Below are 13,779 nucleotides of genomic sequence, written 5' to 3' on the forward strand. Positions count from 1 at the left end.
TAGCCCCGCTCGGTGATCTGACGCACCGCGTCGCGCTTGAACTCTTCAGTGAAATTGGCTTTGCCCATGTAGGCCTCCTGCCTCAAATTTAGGGGAGAAGGTGTCTACAAATCTAGGGGCTATTCAGTTGCAAAGCTTCAACCTGACCGAAACGGAGACCCCGATGACCGACGACAGATTACCTCTTGCCGAGCTTGCCGCGAAGAGTGGCGATCCAGACTTTCTTCGTGCCATTGCCGAAAGCGTGCTGCAACTGATCATGGAGGCCGACGTCGATGGCCTGATCGGCGCTGGACGTTACGAGCGTGGGGAAGCCCGCCAAACCTGGCGGAACGGCTACCGCGACCGTACGCTCGACACGCGGCTCGGCACCATGAACCTGAAAATACCGAAGATGCGCACCGGAACCTACTTTCCCGGCTTCCTGGAGCCCAGGAAAACGGTGGAGAAGGCGCTGGTCGCCCTCATCCAGGAAGCTTGGATCAACGGTGTTTCGACCCGCAAGGTTGTAAGCGGCGTTTTCGTAGCACGTTGACCACGTGCGATCGGAAATGCCGACTATAGTCCTAAGATTATCGGCAGGTATGAGACCGATTTCTAATTCGGCTTAGGCTTTCATCCGCAAATAAAAATTGTTTTGTCAGTCAGATTTATTTGCGACAGCAGCAATGGTGCGATCAATCTCCTCGGTCGTATTGTAGTAGTGAGGGGATGCCCGAACGAGTGCATCCAAGCCGCGTTTCGTACTATCGATGGGTGTACTTGTTGGTCTCGACACAGAGACGTTGATTCCCTGTTTTGACAAAGCCGCTGCTATGTCGGACGCTTCTCGTCCGTGAACGGTGAACGTAACGATTGCCACAGGGTCTTGCCCAACATCATAAGTCGTTACACCGTCGATCGCGGCTAGGCCCGAGCGCAACTGAGTGGCAAGAGACCGACTGCGCTGCTCTATACGCTCCAGACCGATCGACAGTGCATAATCAACCGCCGTTCCAAGTCCGACCCGTGCTGCATAGTCGGACTCCCAGGTTTCGAACCGTCGGGCGTCCGATCGCAAAGTGTATTGGTTGGCCCCAGCCCATTCCGCACCGAACATGTCGATCATGGCTGGCTCTGTTCGCTCTATGAGTTCGCGACGCATGTAGAGAAAGCCAGTGCCACGCGGCCCACGGAGGAATTTCCGACCGGTAGCCGCGAGCATGTCACAACCGATAGCCTCGACATCGACAGGCATCTGCCCCACAGCCTGACATGCGTCAAGCAGGTACGGGATGCCGTGTCGCCTTGCCACTTTACCAACGGCATGTGCGGGATTAACGAGGCCACCGTTGGTAGGAACCCAAGTAATCGCAATCAAACGCGTGCGGTCATCGATTATCCGGTCGAGTGCATCGGGATCGAGAAGGCCATCAGCTCCATCGGGTATTATTTCGATGACAGCACCGGTCCGCTTGGCAACCTGCAGATAAGCAAGATAGTTGGCCGCATATTCTGCGGTGGTCGTCAGGATGCGATCACCTGGTTTGAACGATTGAGCGTAGAAGGCCCACTGCCAAGCTACTGTTGCGTTCTCAGCGAGAGCGATCTCGTCCGGGGCAGCGCCAACCAAGCGGGCGACACTGCTATAGACGCCCTCGATCTGTTCGGAGCGCTCTGCCTTCGTTTCGTAGCCTCCAATCTGGGCCTCTCTATTGAGGTAGTCAGTGACCGCGGCCACGACTGGCGTGGGCATCAACGCGGCACCCGCGTTGTTCAGATGGATGCGATGGCTAACACCCGGCGTGTCGTCACGTAGTTGCGCGATCTCTGCCGCGCTAAAAGGCTTTGTTTCTAATGTCATGTGGACATTTTAGGACCAAAAATTAGGTCAAAGCAACCGTTCCAACTCGAGGCTCACAGCAACCTCAAACGGAGCGCCGCAACCATGCCGATATTGCTCTCCGCTGGTTGGAAGCTATGGAGCCTTACGACCGCAAAGGGTCAGGCAGAAAGGAGGCGTCAACCGGCGTAGTTCCACGGCAGCAGCCCCTCAACTTGGCCCTGCTTGTGGCCGTTGACGATGGCGGTGAGCGTCGCGGTCAGATAGGCCATTGGATCAACAGCGTTGAGTTTGCAAGTCTCGATCAGCGAGGCGATGGTCGCCCAGTTCTCAGCTCCTGTATCATGACCCGCGAAGAGCGCGTTCTTGCGATTGAGAGCTATCGGTCTAATGCTCCGCTCGACGCTATTGTTGTCGATCTCAATGCGCCCATCGATCAGGAAGAGTTTCAGACCATCCCAGTATTTGGCGATGTAGGCCAGTGCCTCGCCGAGCGACGACTTCGTTGCGACGCGGGCGCGGTGATGGACGAGCCAGGATTGCATGTCGGCGATCAATGGTGCTGATCGTTCCTGTCGTCCAGCAAGACGAGCCTCAGGGTCAAGGCCGCGCAGTGCGGCCTCGATCCGATACAGCTCACCGATCCGCTTGACGCCATCCTCGGCAATCGGTGCTGCGCCGTTGCGAGTAATCTCCACCAGCTTGCGACGGGCGTGTGCCCAACAATAGGCAAGCTGAATGTCTGGACCGACACGCTCTGATGCGATCAGCCTGTTGTATCCGGCATAGCCATCGACCTGCAGGATGCCGGAGAAGCCCTGCAATATCCGTTCGGCATGAATGCCACCGCGACCGGGAGCGTAGGTGAAGGCGACACCTGGCGGAGCACCGCCGCCCCAAGGACGATCATCCCGTGCCAGCGCCCAGAAGTATCCGGTCTTGGTTTTGCGCGAGCCGGGATCGAGAACAGGGGCACGGGTCTCGTCCATGAACAGCTTGGTTGAGCGCTTCAGGTCGGCAATCAACGTATCGAAGACGGGACGTAATTCGAAAGCGGCTCGACCGACCCAGTCGGCGAGCGTGGATCGGTCGAGGTCAATGCCCTGGCGGCTCATGATCTGGGCCTGACGGTAAAGCGGAAGGTGGTCTGCATATTTAGAGACCAGCACATGGGCGATGGTGGCTTCCGTCGGCAGCCCAGCCTGGATCAGCCGCGCTGGTGCCGGAGCCTGAACGACACCGTCAGTGCAGGCACGGCACGCATATTTAGGGCGACGGGTGACGATCACACGGAACTGCGCTGGAACCACGTCCAGCCGCTCGGAGACATCCTCGCCAATGGAATGGAGGCATCCACCGCAGGCGCACGTTAGACTTTCCGGCTCGATCACCTCTTCGATACGCGGAAGATGCTTCGGGAGGGAGCCGCGATTGATCGCGCGCGGCTTTGCAATCCTGTTTCCTGCAGGAGTGTCCGCCTCGTCCTCGGCATGGATGGCAGCCATGGCCGTCTCCAGGTCCTCCAGTGCCAGATCGAACTGATCGGGATCGGTCTTCTCGGATTTGCGTCCGAAGGCTGCATGTTTGAAGGCGGCGACCAGCTTCTCAAGCCGCTCGATTCGCTCATCCTTGCGAGCGATATGTTCGTCCTTGCTCGCAATCGCGACATCCTTGGCCGCCTCGCGTGCTTGCGCCGCGATCAGCATCGCCTTCAGGGCGGCAACATCATCGGGAAGGTCGGCGGCATCAAGCATGGCCAGAAGCTACCAAATCCGCCGCTGATTTGCCTCTGCAATTTGCCCTGCTGAGTCATCGTGCCGCAGCTATTCGATGGCTTCCGGCGCTCTCGTGTGGACGGCATGAACCCGTCGCCAGTCAAGGCCAGCGAACAAGGCTTCGAACTGGGCGTGGGTGAGTGTCATCAGTCCATCCTTGATGCCAGGCCAAGTGAACGTAGCTCTTCCAGCCGCTTGTAGGCCAGCACGATACCACTGCCATCCCAGTATATGAGCTTCAACCGGTCCGCCTTGCGTGACCGGAACACGAAGACTGTTCCCGTAAAGGGGGCCTTGTGCAGCTCATTCTTCACCAACGCGGCCAAGCCGTCATGACCCTTGCGGAAGTCCACCGGTTTGGTCGCGACCATGATCCTGACGCGGTTCGACGGAAAAATCATGTCGCCACCGCCAGGGCGCGAGCGATGGCCGCGATCCGGGACGCAGACGCTCCTTCCTCCAGGCGGATCGTAACAGTGCCTACGACGATCTCTGGGCGACCAATCGCTTTCGGCGGAGGCTCCGAAACTGGCGGATCAACTATCACCGCCGCGAACTCTACCGCATCCTCCGGCGCTGGCAGGATCAGCTTCCCCTGTCGCGCCATCGTCCGCCAAGTGGAAAGGCTGTTCGCTCGCAATCCATAGCGTTGCGCAACTGCATTGACCGTCGTGTCGGGCCTCAAGCTCTCCGACACGATCCGCGCCTTGACCTCGTCAGGCCAGTGTCGGTGGACCTCACGTCCAGACTTACCTGTTGTGAGAAACTCTAATGAGGTCTCCATGGAGAAACTCCCGCTCATCATCCATGCAAACCTCGATCACAGATCAGGCGGAGAAGGACAATGTGGAGCGGCAACACCGGTTACGCAAGGTCGATGAGCTGGTGCAGGCCATGGGCATGACCGGCATTTCGAAATCATCCGTGTCGACGTTGTGCAAGGACATCGACGAACGCGTGAACGCCTTCCTCAAGCGCCCTCTTTCCGGTGCCTAGCCATATCTCTGGCTCGATGCGACCTACCTGAAGATGCGAGAGGGCGGCCGCATCGTCTCGGTGGCGGCAATAATCGCAGTTGCCGTTGATACGGACGGAAAGAGGGAGATCGTCGGCCTGCACATCGGCCCTTCCGAAGCCGAGCCGTTCTGGACAAGCTTCCTGCGCGATCTGGTTCGCCGTGGCCTCACTGGCGTCAAACTCGTCATCTCCGATGCGCATGAGGGGCTGAAGGCCGCCATCACCCGTGTTCTCGGCGCAACATGGCAAAGATGCCGGGTTCATGCGATGCGCAATGCGCTGGCTTACGTTCCCAAGGGACAGCACACCATGGTTGCCGCTGCGATCCGCCAAGCGTTCATTCAGCCTGATCATGACAATGCCGTCCAAACATGGCGGCATGTCGCCGATCAGCTCCGGGCCAGATGGCCTAAGCTCGGCACCTTCATGGACGACGCCGAAGCTGACGTGCTTGCCTACATGGCCTTTCCGTCTCAGCACCGCACCAAACTTCACAGCACGAATCCGCTGGAGCGCATGAACAAGGAGGTGAAGCGCCGTGCCGATGTCGTCGGCATCTTCCCGAACGAAGACAGCATCGTCCGCCTGATCGGAGCTATGCTGCTCGAAGCCAACGACGAATGGCAACTGCAACATCGCTACATGCAGATCGAGGGTATGGCCGAGCTTAACCCACAAGCAATCGAGGAGGAAAAGCCACTTCAGATCACGCCGAAAGCCGCCTGATCATGACGGCCCGGTTCCACACCCGAAATTACACCAACTTGACGGACGCTATCTGAGTTGCCAGGGCGGATCGTTTGTGACGCGGGATGACGAAGAGATTTCGAAGCGCCGAAAAAGATCGAGATGAACCGCTGCAAGCTGCCGGCTGATCTCGGCAATACCCTCGCGGCGGCAAAGAGCGGCAATGCTGTCCTCGCCACGCAGGCCCTCTATCACAATGCGGATTTTGTCCTCGGCCGAGTGATGCTTGCGCGTCGCGCGGCGGATATCCTTGATGACCTGTTCGGCCGCTGGTCTTTGCGGCCCGGCTTTCTGTCTCATCTTCGCTTCCTTTGAGTGAGCTACGATGAACCAGAAATCCTCCCTTCTCAGTTAACCGCGATCTGTCTCAAGGGCGCTGATGTCGGACAGTCCTCTCGAATGTCGACGCGTGGCATCCAGATATCATTGAGGTCATGGAGCGCAACCTCGTCGGCCTGAAGGCCATCTTCAGCTTAGGTGCGGCTTCTATGGAATATGAACCTTCGGCCGGATCGGCAAATATCTGACCTTTTACAACGGCCGACGGCCACATTCATCGTTTGAACACCGGATCAGGTCTACTTCAACCCGCCGCAGCCCATCCCGCTTGCGGCGTAACCAGCGCCGGAAACCACTTAGCAGTCGGCACCACCCTGTTCAAACAGACCGAGCCGCCTCTGCCTACCCACCTGAGGTGTCCGACGAGCACCTCACATAAGCCAGGACCGCATCAGAGATCATGTGCTTGTGTCGGCTGTAAAGCTCCGGCGCGGAGAGGTCGCGGTGGAAGATGGTGCCGAAGGTGTACCTGTTTGAAACGCGGAAAAAGCAGAATGCGCTGATGAGCATGTGAAGGTCGACGGCATCGACATCCCGACGGAAGATGCCTTCGCTGCGGCCTCTTTCCAGAACCTCTGCGATGGTCTTGACGATCGAGAGATTCAGTTCGCCGATCTCCGAGGACTGCTTCATATGACTGGCGTAGTGAATGTTCTCGATGCTGACCAGCCGAACGAAGTCCGGGTTGTTCTCGTCGTGATCAAAGGTGCTGGCAATCAAGGTCCGCAGCGCCTCGACGGGCGGCATATCCGCCAATTGGAGATCAGCCTCAAGCGACCGGATCTTTCGGTAGGCCTTCTCGAGGACCGCAAGATAGAGGCCCTCCTTGCTGCCGAAATAGTAGTAAATCATCCGCTTCGAGGTTTTGGTCTTCTCCGCTATGGCGTCAACTCGCCCGCCTGACAGGCCATAGGCAGAGAACTCCTCGGTGGCGACCCTGAGGATGTCTTCCTTTGTTTTTTCGGGGTCGTTCTTCCTACCCTCTCTTTCAACAGACGTGGCCACGTTACTCTTTATCCCTCCGGGCGGGCAGTCGGCCCGCAGACGCTCCACTTCTTATTGAGCTTTGAGCCCGTCATCAACTCGCTCAATTTGACACGTACTGGTTAGTACATTATCAGAGTCAGGCGATATCCGTTGGGAGAAGCGCCAATGGCAGGACAAAGTCTTCTTGATCCATGTGCCGGCGGTGAGGGTTGGAAATGACGACTAAGCAGGTTCCGCACTTCGATGCTGGACTGATCGGCAAGGGGATACAAGCGTCGTTGACGCCCGCTATGCATATGGCAGAGGGGCGAGCGCAAGGTCTGGACTACTGCTACGTCCTGTTCGATCTCGACAAAATCGAGGGCGATCAGATCCCCGCACTTCTGGCGGACGCAGAGCGACGCGGCTTTGGCGGCCTCAATATCACGCACCCTTGCAAGCAGCAGGTAGTCGAATTGCTTGACGATCTGTCGGACGAGGCAGCGGCGCTCGGCGCTGTGAACACCGTCGTCCTTCGCGATGGTCGGCGGCACGGTCACAACACCGACTGGTGGGGTTTCGCGGAGAGCTTCCGCCGGGGTCTTCCTGGTGCCAATTTGGCCTCGGTCGTTCAGCTTGGGGCCGGTGGCGCGGGTGCTGCCACGGCCTTCGCCATTCTGCGCTCTGGGGCCGCCGCGCTTACGATTTTCGATCAGGAGGAAAGCCGCGCATCCGCCTTGGTCGAGAACATGCAGCGGCATTTCAAAAGCGCAGCGATCAGGGTCGGGGCTGATCTGGCATCGGCGATGGCGAACGCCTCAGGGCTCATCCACGCGACGCCGACGGGAATGGTCAAGTATCCGGGATTGCCTTTGCCTGCGGAACTTTTGCAGTCGACCCCATGGGTCGCCGAAATCGTCTATTTTCCGCTCAACACGGAACTGGTGGTAGAGGCGAGACGTCGCGGCTGCCGCACGTTGGACGGGGGCGGCATGGCAGTTTTTCAAGCGGTCAAAGCATTCGAACTTTTCACCGGGATCGAACCTGACGCGGAACGCATGTTGAGGCACTTCAAGGAGTTGACTGGAGGTGCTGCGCAACCCACGCCGGCTGCAGAGGGGGGCCGGTGAAGACTTCGATCGCTACGGTTTCGATCAGCGCAGAGCTACCGGAAAAGCTGGAAGCAATTGCCAACGCAGGTTTCGACGTGGTCGAAGTCTTCGAGACGTCGGCCGCATGGTCCGCGACTTCGAAGGCATGCCGGACCCGCACCGCACACAGCGCGACCTTCGCCGAGGGCTTCTTCTTCGAGATCGTTCAGCGGGGGGTATCGGGATATGGTGCGGCCAATGCCATCTTCCGCATCGCAGCCCTGAAAAAGCAGATAAACCGGAGGGGGGCCGGTCGCATGACGGAGGTAATTCCGACATCGAGGGTGGAGTGCCTGGTTCGCTCACGCGATCAGCTTGGTGAGACGCCGCTATGGTGCGAGCGCACAAATAAGCTTTGGTGGGTGGATATCGAAAACCCGAAGCTGCAAAGCTACGATCCCTCGACCGATTTCCACGAAGTCTTCCCGATGCACGGAATGACGTTTCTCGGCAGTCACGCTCTTACGTTCTCTGGCCGGCATCTTCTCGCACATGATCTCGACCTGGTCCTGCGCAGCGCCGATGGAGGCGACGCCGCACCTTTTGCGAGTGTCGAAGCCGGTCTCGACAATCGCCTGAACGACGGACGCGTCGATCGGCACGGCCGCCTTTGGATCGGCACGATGGACAACCAGCTCCACCGTCCCGCGGGGTCGCTCTACCGCGTGGATTCGTCCGGGGAAGCCGTCAAGATCTTCGGCGATGTGATCGTCAGCAACGGGATCGCCTTTTCTCCTGATGGGCGCAGGTTTCATTTCACCGATACGCGCCGCCATCAAAGCTGGGTTTTCGACATGGATCCGGAAGATGGAACGATCTCCAACCGGCGCCTGTTTGCCGATTACTCCACTGCGGGAGACAGGCCAGATGGGGCATGCTTCGACGTCGATGGAGGCCTCTGGACCGCGTTTTTCGCGGGTGGTCGCGTGGTGCGTTACAATCCGCATGGCCAGATTGACATCGTCATCGAGTTGCCGCTGACCAATCCAACATGCGTGTGTTTCGGGGGAGACGACTTGCGAACGCTGATCGTAACCACGGCAACGAAGTTTCTATCGGAGGAGAAGCTGGCGTCGGAACCGCTGGCGGGGGCGGTCTTCGCCATCCACGGAGTGGCACAAGGTTTGCCGGAGAACCGGTTCGCCGCCTGAGGGCGCGGTGTTGATAGAGGGAGGAAAAGACATGCTCGAAATTTCAAGAAGGCGCATGTTAGCCGGTGTGTGGTCGGCGGCCGGTTTGGCCTGCATGCCGCGTATGGCGCTTGCAAAAACCGCCTTGCGGTTTGCAGACGTGACGACAGCGGATGCGCCGCGCTCGCAGGCCCTGGTGAACATCTTTGCGAAGGAGCTGGGGTCGGAATACGAGTTCCAGCCTTATTTCGGTTCCACCCTTCTCAAGCAGGGTACGGAACTGGTGGCCGTGCAGCGGGGCAATCTCGAGATGGCACTGCTGCCGCCATCGGATTTCGCCAAGCAAGCTCCGGAGTTCGACATCCTGGGAGCAGCTTATGTCGTACGCGACGCCGCGCATCTACAATCCATCTTCGAAAGCGATGTAGGCGAGGCGTTTCGCAAGATCGCGCGGGAGAAGCTTCGGGTGGAGATTTTGGCGCCGGCCTACTACGGCGCTCGGCACGTCAATCTGAAGGGCGACAAGAAGATCATGAAGCCGGAAGATCTTTCGGGCGTGAAGATGCGCATGCCGGGCGGTGAAAGCTGGCAGTTCCTCGGCAAGGCAATCGGCGCCAACCCGATCGCGATGGACTATGCGGAAGTCTATACAGGATTGCAGACCGGGGCCATTGACGCTCAGGACAACCCGCTTCCCAACGACAAGCTGATGAAGTTCTACGAGGTGACGGACCAGATCGTCCTGACCGGCCACAATGTCGGCTTCGGGCTGCTTCTGATCGGCTCTTCAGTGTTCGATGCGCTCCCGGAGCAGGAACAAAAGCGCATGAGGGAAGCGGCACGCAAGGCTTTCGCCTGGAGCACGGGGGAGTATCTGAAACAGGAGAAGGAATTGGTAGGCTTCTTCCAGGAACAGGGGCTGGACGTCTACGAGCCGGACCTGGAGGCGTTCCGAGCCTATGCCCAGAAACAGTACACCGAGTCACCCTTATCCTCGTCCTGGCCATCCGGCATACTCGACAAGATCAACGCGCTCTAGTGGCGCAGGCGGTCGCGTTTACGCAATGCGGCCGCTCTTCAGAACGTGATCTGCTCCGTTTTTCACATGGTTGGTCAACATTGCGCGCGCGCCGTCGTGATCGCGGCGCATAGCCAGTTCGTAGAGTTTTCTGTGGTCGTCGACCACCGGTGGGCCCCGAAAACTCTCTGCAAGCAGATGGTACCGTAAGAAGCGGTCGAAGACGGAGGAGAGAGCTGACATCAAGCTGGCAGAGTCGCAGGCAGATACCAAGGCCTGATGGAATTCCCAGTCGTATCGGACCCAGTCGACTGTCCGGGAGGCGTCTCCGCTTAACAAGCTTCGTTCCACGCTCGACAGCTTGTGGTGCGCCGCGACCAGGCGTGCCTCCCAGTCGAGGTCGCCGGCAGCGAAGGAGAGGTCGATCGCATGACATTCCAACAGGATGCGCATATCAGCCAGTTCGAGGAGTTCTCGCTTGGATGCAGGGCTCACCTCAAATCCCCGCTGCCCCTCGGCCACTACCAGGTTCTCGGTCGTCAGGCGGCTGAGAATTTCCCTGAGAGTGGAGACGCTTACCGAATAGCGGGCTTTCGCCTGTTCCAGCTTGATCCTGGAGCCGGGCGGGAGAGCTCCTGAGATGAGGTCCTGCCGAATTCTTCGGAAGGCGATTTCTCCCGGCGTTTCTTTCGTCTGACTATCAATCGGTACTACCATGCATTTAGAATTACATCAGATGTTCTCAAAAACATATGATAAAAATTCGTTGACTCTTCCCTCTGATGCGTCATTCTTGAGCCGTTGGATTGATTAAACGGACCATTCCGTACATTATCACCAGGGTCACAGCCGAGGGGAACGGCTTTAGATGAGGAGGGTGGTCATCCGATCATCGGGTGATGGACCAACAACAGGAGGAGAAAGCATGAACCTTGCCCTGACACGTCGCCACTTGATTGGCGCCACGATGCTCGCCGCAGCGGCACTTGCCGTTCCGGCGCTCGCGCAAGACAAGCCTACCCTGAAATTTTCCGCAGTCTTTTCCGAGCAAGACATCCGCGCCGAGATGACCAAGATGCTCGCGGAGGGGATCAAGGGAGATTTCACGCTGGAGCCCTACTACGGCGGCAACCTGTTCAAGCAGGGCACCGAACTCGTCGCGATCCAGCGCGGCAATCTGCAAATGGGCAACATTGCACCCCAGGACATTTCTAAGCAGATCCCGGAATGGTCGGTGCTGACCTCTGCCTATCTGTTTCGAGATGCTGCACATCTGAGTGCCTTCTTCAACAGTGAGGTCGGCGCCGAATTCAAGAAGATGGCCGAAGATCAACTCGGCATCCATATTCTCGGTCCGACCTATTTTGGCGCACGCCAAGTTGGATTGAAGCCAGAAAAGAAGATCGCGACGCCGCAAGACATGGCCGGCATCAAGCTGCGCATGCCGGGCGGCGACGCCTGGCAGTTCCTTGGTGAGGCGCTCGGTGCGAATCCGGTGCCGGTCGCCTATGCCGAAGTCTACACGGCACTTCAGACCGGGGCGATCGATGGCCAGGACAATCCGCTGCCAAACGTCAAGAACATGAAGTTCTATGAAGTGATGTCGCAGATCGTCATGACCTCGCACCTGATCGGTTACGACCTGCTTGTCATCTCCAAAGAGGCGTGGAATGCGATGACGCCGGAGCAACAGCAGGCTTTTCAGGCGGCGGCTGACAAAGCGATGAAGTTCAGCGAAGACAAGCACGTTGAACAGGAAAAGGCACTTCTTGAGGAGTTCAAGGCCGCTGGCCTGCAGATCTACGAGCCGGATATCGAAGCCTTCCGCAAGTTTGCCCAGGAGAAGTATCTGAACTCCGACCTGGCGAAGTCCTGGCCGGAAGGAATTCTCGAGAAAGTTGCGGGCCTCTAATCGGCTGCCTCGCGTAATTGCTCGTTGCCGAGCGGCGAGGCGGTGTTGACAGCCCGCCTCGCTACCTTCTGGAGAACTGGATATGCCCCCGAGACTACTCGCCATCGGCGGATGGCTGAGACGACGCGCGGAAAATCTTCTGTGCCTGATGCTCCTGGCGATGTTCGTCGTCTTCACGCTACAGATCATATTCCGATACGCGCTCAACCTTTCGATCGGCTGGACCCACGAGATTAGCGTGGCGCTGTGGATCTGGATCGTGCTCTTCGGCTCAGCCTTTGTCGTGCGCGAGGTGGATGAAATCCGTTTCGACTTGTTCTGGGGTGGGGCCGGCGACAAGGCGCGGAGGATCATGCAGGTGATCTGCGCTGCTGCACTGATCTTTTTGTTCGGGATCTCTCTTCCAGCCGTCATCGACTACGTGACCTTCATGAAGGTCGAAAGCACCGCCTACCTCAAGATTCGCTTTGACTACCTCTATTCGATCTATGTTGTCTTCGCCGTTGCAATGATCATCCGCTATCTATGGCTCGGTGTTCAGGCCATTCGCGGGACGGCACCAGAGGCATTCGATCCGACCAAGGCGGGCTCAGGCGTATGACATTTACAAGCCCCTTCTCCATCACCCTGGTGGTCATTACAGCACTTGCCTTCATGGGGCTGCCGATCGGTCTCTCCATGATCAGCGGCTCCATTCTTTACCTGTGGCTTGCTGGTGCCGACATGGGGATTGCCGCCGAGCAGTTCCTCAACGGCATGTATGCAAACTACGTCATCCTGGCCGTGCCACTCTTCATCCTGGCGGCCGAGTTCATGAACGTCGGCTCTATGACCGAACGCCTGCTCAACTTCTGCAATGTGCTTGTTGGCCGCTTCCGCGGCGGACTGGCGCAGGTGAACATCGTCCAGAGCATTATCTTCGCGGGCATGTCCGGCTCGGCCATCGCTGATGCCGCAGGCAGTGGCAAGATGATGCAGAACATGATGACGCGGGAAGGCCGCTACACACCGAGCTTCGCTGCCGCTCTGACGGCGGTGACGGCGGTGGTCGGCCCGATCATCCCGCCGTCCATCCCGATGATCATCTACTCGCTCGTCTCCGATGCCTCCATCGGCTACCTCTTCCTCGCAGGCATGGTGCCCGGTCTGCTGATGGCGGGCCTGCAGATGGTGCAGGTGGTCATCACCGCCCGGCGCCGGAATTTCCCTGTAGAAGAGCCTGTTCCGCTCCGGGAAATCCCGGGTATCACGATCCGCGCTTTCCCCGCCCTGATGATGCCCGTCGTGCTGCTCGGCTGCATCTATTCCGGCATTACGACCCCAACCGAGGCGGCGGCCATTGCCGCGGCCTACGCGTTGCTCATCTCGGTCGTGCTTTATCGCAGCATCAGCTTTAAGGACTTCTACGGGTCTCTTGCGGCAAGCGCCAAGTCGACGGCTTCGATCGGTATGCTGATCGCGGGAGCACTCGTGTTCAATTACGTCGTCACGATCGAGAACATACCCGACAGCATTCGGGTGATGCTGACCGGCTGGGATCTCAGCCCCACAGGCTTCCTGATCCTGGTCAATGTGATCCTGCTTGTTCTTGGTTGCTTGCTGGAAGGGACGGCGATCCTGCTGATCATCGTGCCAGTCTTCATACCGACAGCGCAGGCACTTGGGATTGATCTCGTCCATTTCGGGGTGGTGGTAGTCGTCAATATCATGCTCGGGCTGGTGACGCCGCCCTACGGCCTGCTTCTGTTCATCGTTGCGAAGATCTCCGGAGCGCCCATAAAGGACATCATCCTTGATGCCGCACCCTTCCTGTTTTGGATGGTCGTCTGCCTCGCCTTCATAACATTTGTACCCGACAGCGTTCTCTGGCTACCACGGTTGCTTGGATATCAAGGATAACCC

Annotated in this window: 11 protein-coding genes and 4 pseudogenes; 8 read left to right on the plus strand and 7 right to left on the minus strand. The window is 58.4% G+C overall.

The annotated features are described in order from the left end of the window. Window positions 1–163: 163 nt before the first annotated feature. Window positions 164–508 (plus strand): annotated as a pseudogene (locus HV823_RS20360) (transposase); the annotation flags it as partial. 132 nt (window positions 509–640) lie between these two features. On the opposite strand, the gene HV823_RS20365 reads toward HV823_RS20360, so the two are convergent. From HV823_RS20365 to tnpA, 4 genes and pseudogenes are all read right to left on the minus strand, one after another. After that, window positions 641–1,843, minus strand: a complete 1,203-nt coding sequence (locus HV823_RS20365) for an aminotransferase class V-fold PLP-dependent enzyme (RefSeq protein WP_176951582.1) — start codon at window positions 1,841–1,843, stop codon at window positions 641–643. Between the two features lie 158 nt (window positions 1,844–2,001). Beyond that, a complete protein-coding gene (gene tnpC, locus HV823_RS20370) occupies window positions 2,002–3,576 on the minus strand; it encodes an IS66 family transposase (RefSeq protein ID WP_176951583.1) in 1,575 nt (524 codons plus the stop codon). 69 nt (window positions 3,577–3,645) lie between these two features. Continuing rightward, window positions 3,646–3,998, minus strand: a pseudogene (gene tnpB / locus HV823_RS20375) (IS66 family insertion sequence element accessory protein TnpB). Next, window positions 3,995–4,402, minus strand: a complete 408-nt coding sequence (gene tnpA / locus HV823_RS27245; protein ID WP_343051956.1) for an IS66-like element accessory protein TnpA — start codon at window positions 4,400–4,402, stop codon at window positions 3,995–3,997. The pseudogene tnpB and the gene tnpA overlap by 4 nt, the downstream one beginning before the upstream one ends. A 62-nt stretch (window positions 4,403–4,464) precedes the next feature. On the opposite strand from tnpA, the pseudogene HV823_RS20385 reads away from it, so the two are divergent. Then, window positions 4,465–5,340 (plus strand): annotated as a pseudogene (locus HV823_RS20385) (IS256 family transposase); the annotation flags it as partial. Window positions 5,341–5,493: 153 nt separating this feature from the next. Here the strand turns inward: HV823_RS20385 and HV823_RS20390 are convergent. Both HV823_RS20390 and HV823_RS20395 read right to left on the minus strand, forming a co-directional pair. After that, window positions 5,494–5,661 (minus strand): annotated as a pseudogene (locus HV823_RS20390) (transposase); the annotation flags it as partial. Between the two features lie 381 nt (window positions 5,662–6,042). Continuing rightward, window positions 6,043–6,705 (minus strand): TetR family transcriptional regulator, encoded by a 663-nt coding sequence (locus HV823_RS20395; RefSeq protein WP_176951675.1) that lies wholly within the window; start codon window positions 6,703–6,705, stop codon window positions 6,043–6,045. Between the two features lie 197 nt (window positions 6,706–6,902). Here HV823_RS20395 and HV823_RS20400 point away from each other — a divergent pair, with 197 nt between their 5' ends. The 3 genes from HV823_RS20400 to HV823_RS20410 all read left to right on the plus strand — a co-directional run bounded on the left by HV823_RS20400 (window position 6,903) and on the right by HV823_RS20410 (window position 9,986). Then, complete coding sequence (locus HV823_RS20400; RefSeq protein ID WP_176951585.1) at window positions 6,903–7,796, plus strand: shikimate dehydrogenase; 894 nt, start codon at window positions 6,903–6,905, stop codon at window positions 7,794–7,796. A gap of 278 nt (window positions 7,797–8,074) precedes the next feature. Continuing rightward, window positions 8,075–8,968: an SMP-30/gluconolactonase/LRE family protein gene (locus HV823_RS20405; protein ID WP_176951676.1), complete on the plus strand. Its 894-nt coding sequence runs from the start codon at window positions 8,075–8,077 to the stop codon at window positions 8,966–8,968. A gap of 103 nt (window positions 8,969–9,071) precedes the next feature. Then, window positions 9,072–9,986 (plus strand): sialic acid TRAP transporter substrate-binding protein SiaP, encoded by a 915-nt coding sequence (locus HV823_RS20410; protein WP_246301822.1) that lies wholly within the window; start codon window positions 9,072–9,074, stop codon window positions 9,984–9,986. Window positions 9,987–10,004: 18 nt separating this feature from the next. On the opposite strand, the gene HV823_RS20415 is transcribed toward HV823_RS20410, so the two are convergent. Continuing rightward, window positions 10,005–10,682: a GntR family transcriptional regulator gene (locus HV823_RS20415; protein WP_176951586.1), complete on the minus strand. Its 678-nt coding sequence runs from the start codon at window positions 10,680–10,682 to the stop codon at window positions 10,005–10,007. A 208-nt stretch (window positions 10,683–10,890) separates the two neighbouring features. Here HV823_RS20415 and dctP point away from each other — a divergent pair, with 208 nt between their 5' ends. The 3 genes from dctP (at window position 10,891) to HV823_RS20430 (ending at window position 13,776) form a co-directional block, all read left to right on the plus strand. Beyond that, a complete protein-coding gene (gene dctP, locus HV823_RS20420) occupies window positions 10,891–11,877 on the plus strand; it encodes a TRAP transporter substrate-binding protein DctP (RefSeq protein ID WP_176951678.1) in 987 nt (328 codons plus the stop codon). 82 nt (window positions 11,878–11,959) lie between these two features. Then, window positions 11,960–12,478 (plus strand): TRAP transporter small permease, encoded by a 519-nt coding sequence (locus HV823_RS20425; protein ID WP_176951587.1) that lies wholly within the window; start codon window positions 11,960–11,962, stop codon window positions 12,476–12,478. After that, complete coding sequence (locus tag HV823_RS20430) at window positions 12,475–13,776, plus strand: TRAP transporter large permease (protein WP_176951588.1); 1,302 nt, start codon at window positions 12,475–12,477, stop codon at window positions 13,774–13,776. Before HV823_RS20425 ends, HV823_RS20430 begins: the two co-directional genes overlap by 4 nt. Window positions 13,777–13,779 lie beyond the last annotated feature (3 nt).

The sequence above is a fragment of the Mycoplana rhizolycopersici genome, assembly GCF_013378445.1.
In the GTDB taxonomy this organism is placed as follows: Bacteria; Pseudomonadota; Alphaproteobacteria; order Rhizobiales; family Rhizobiaceae; genus Mycoplana; species Mycoplana rhizolycopersici.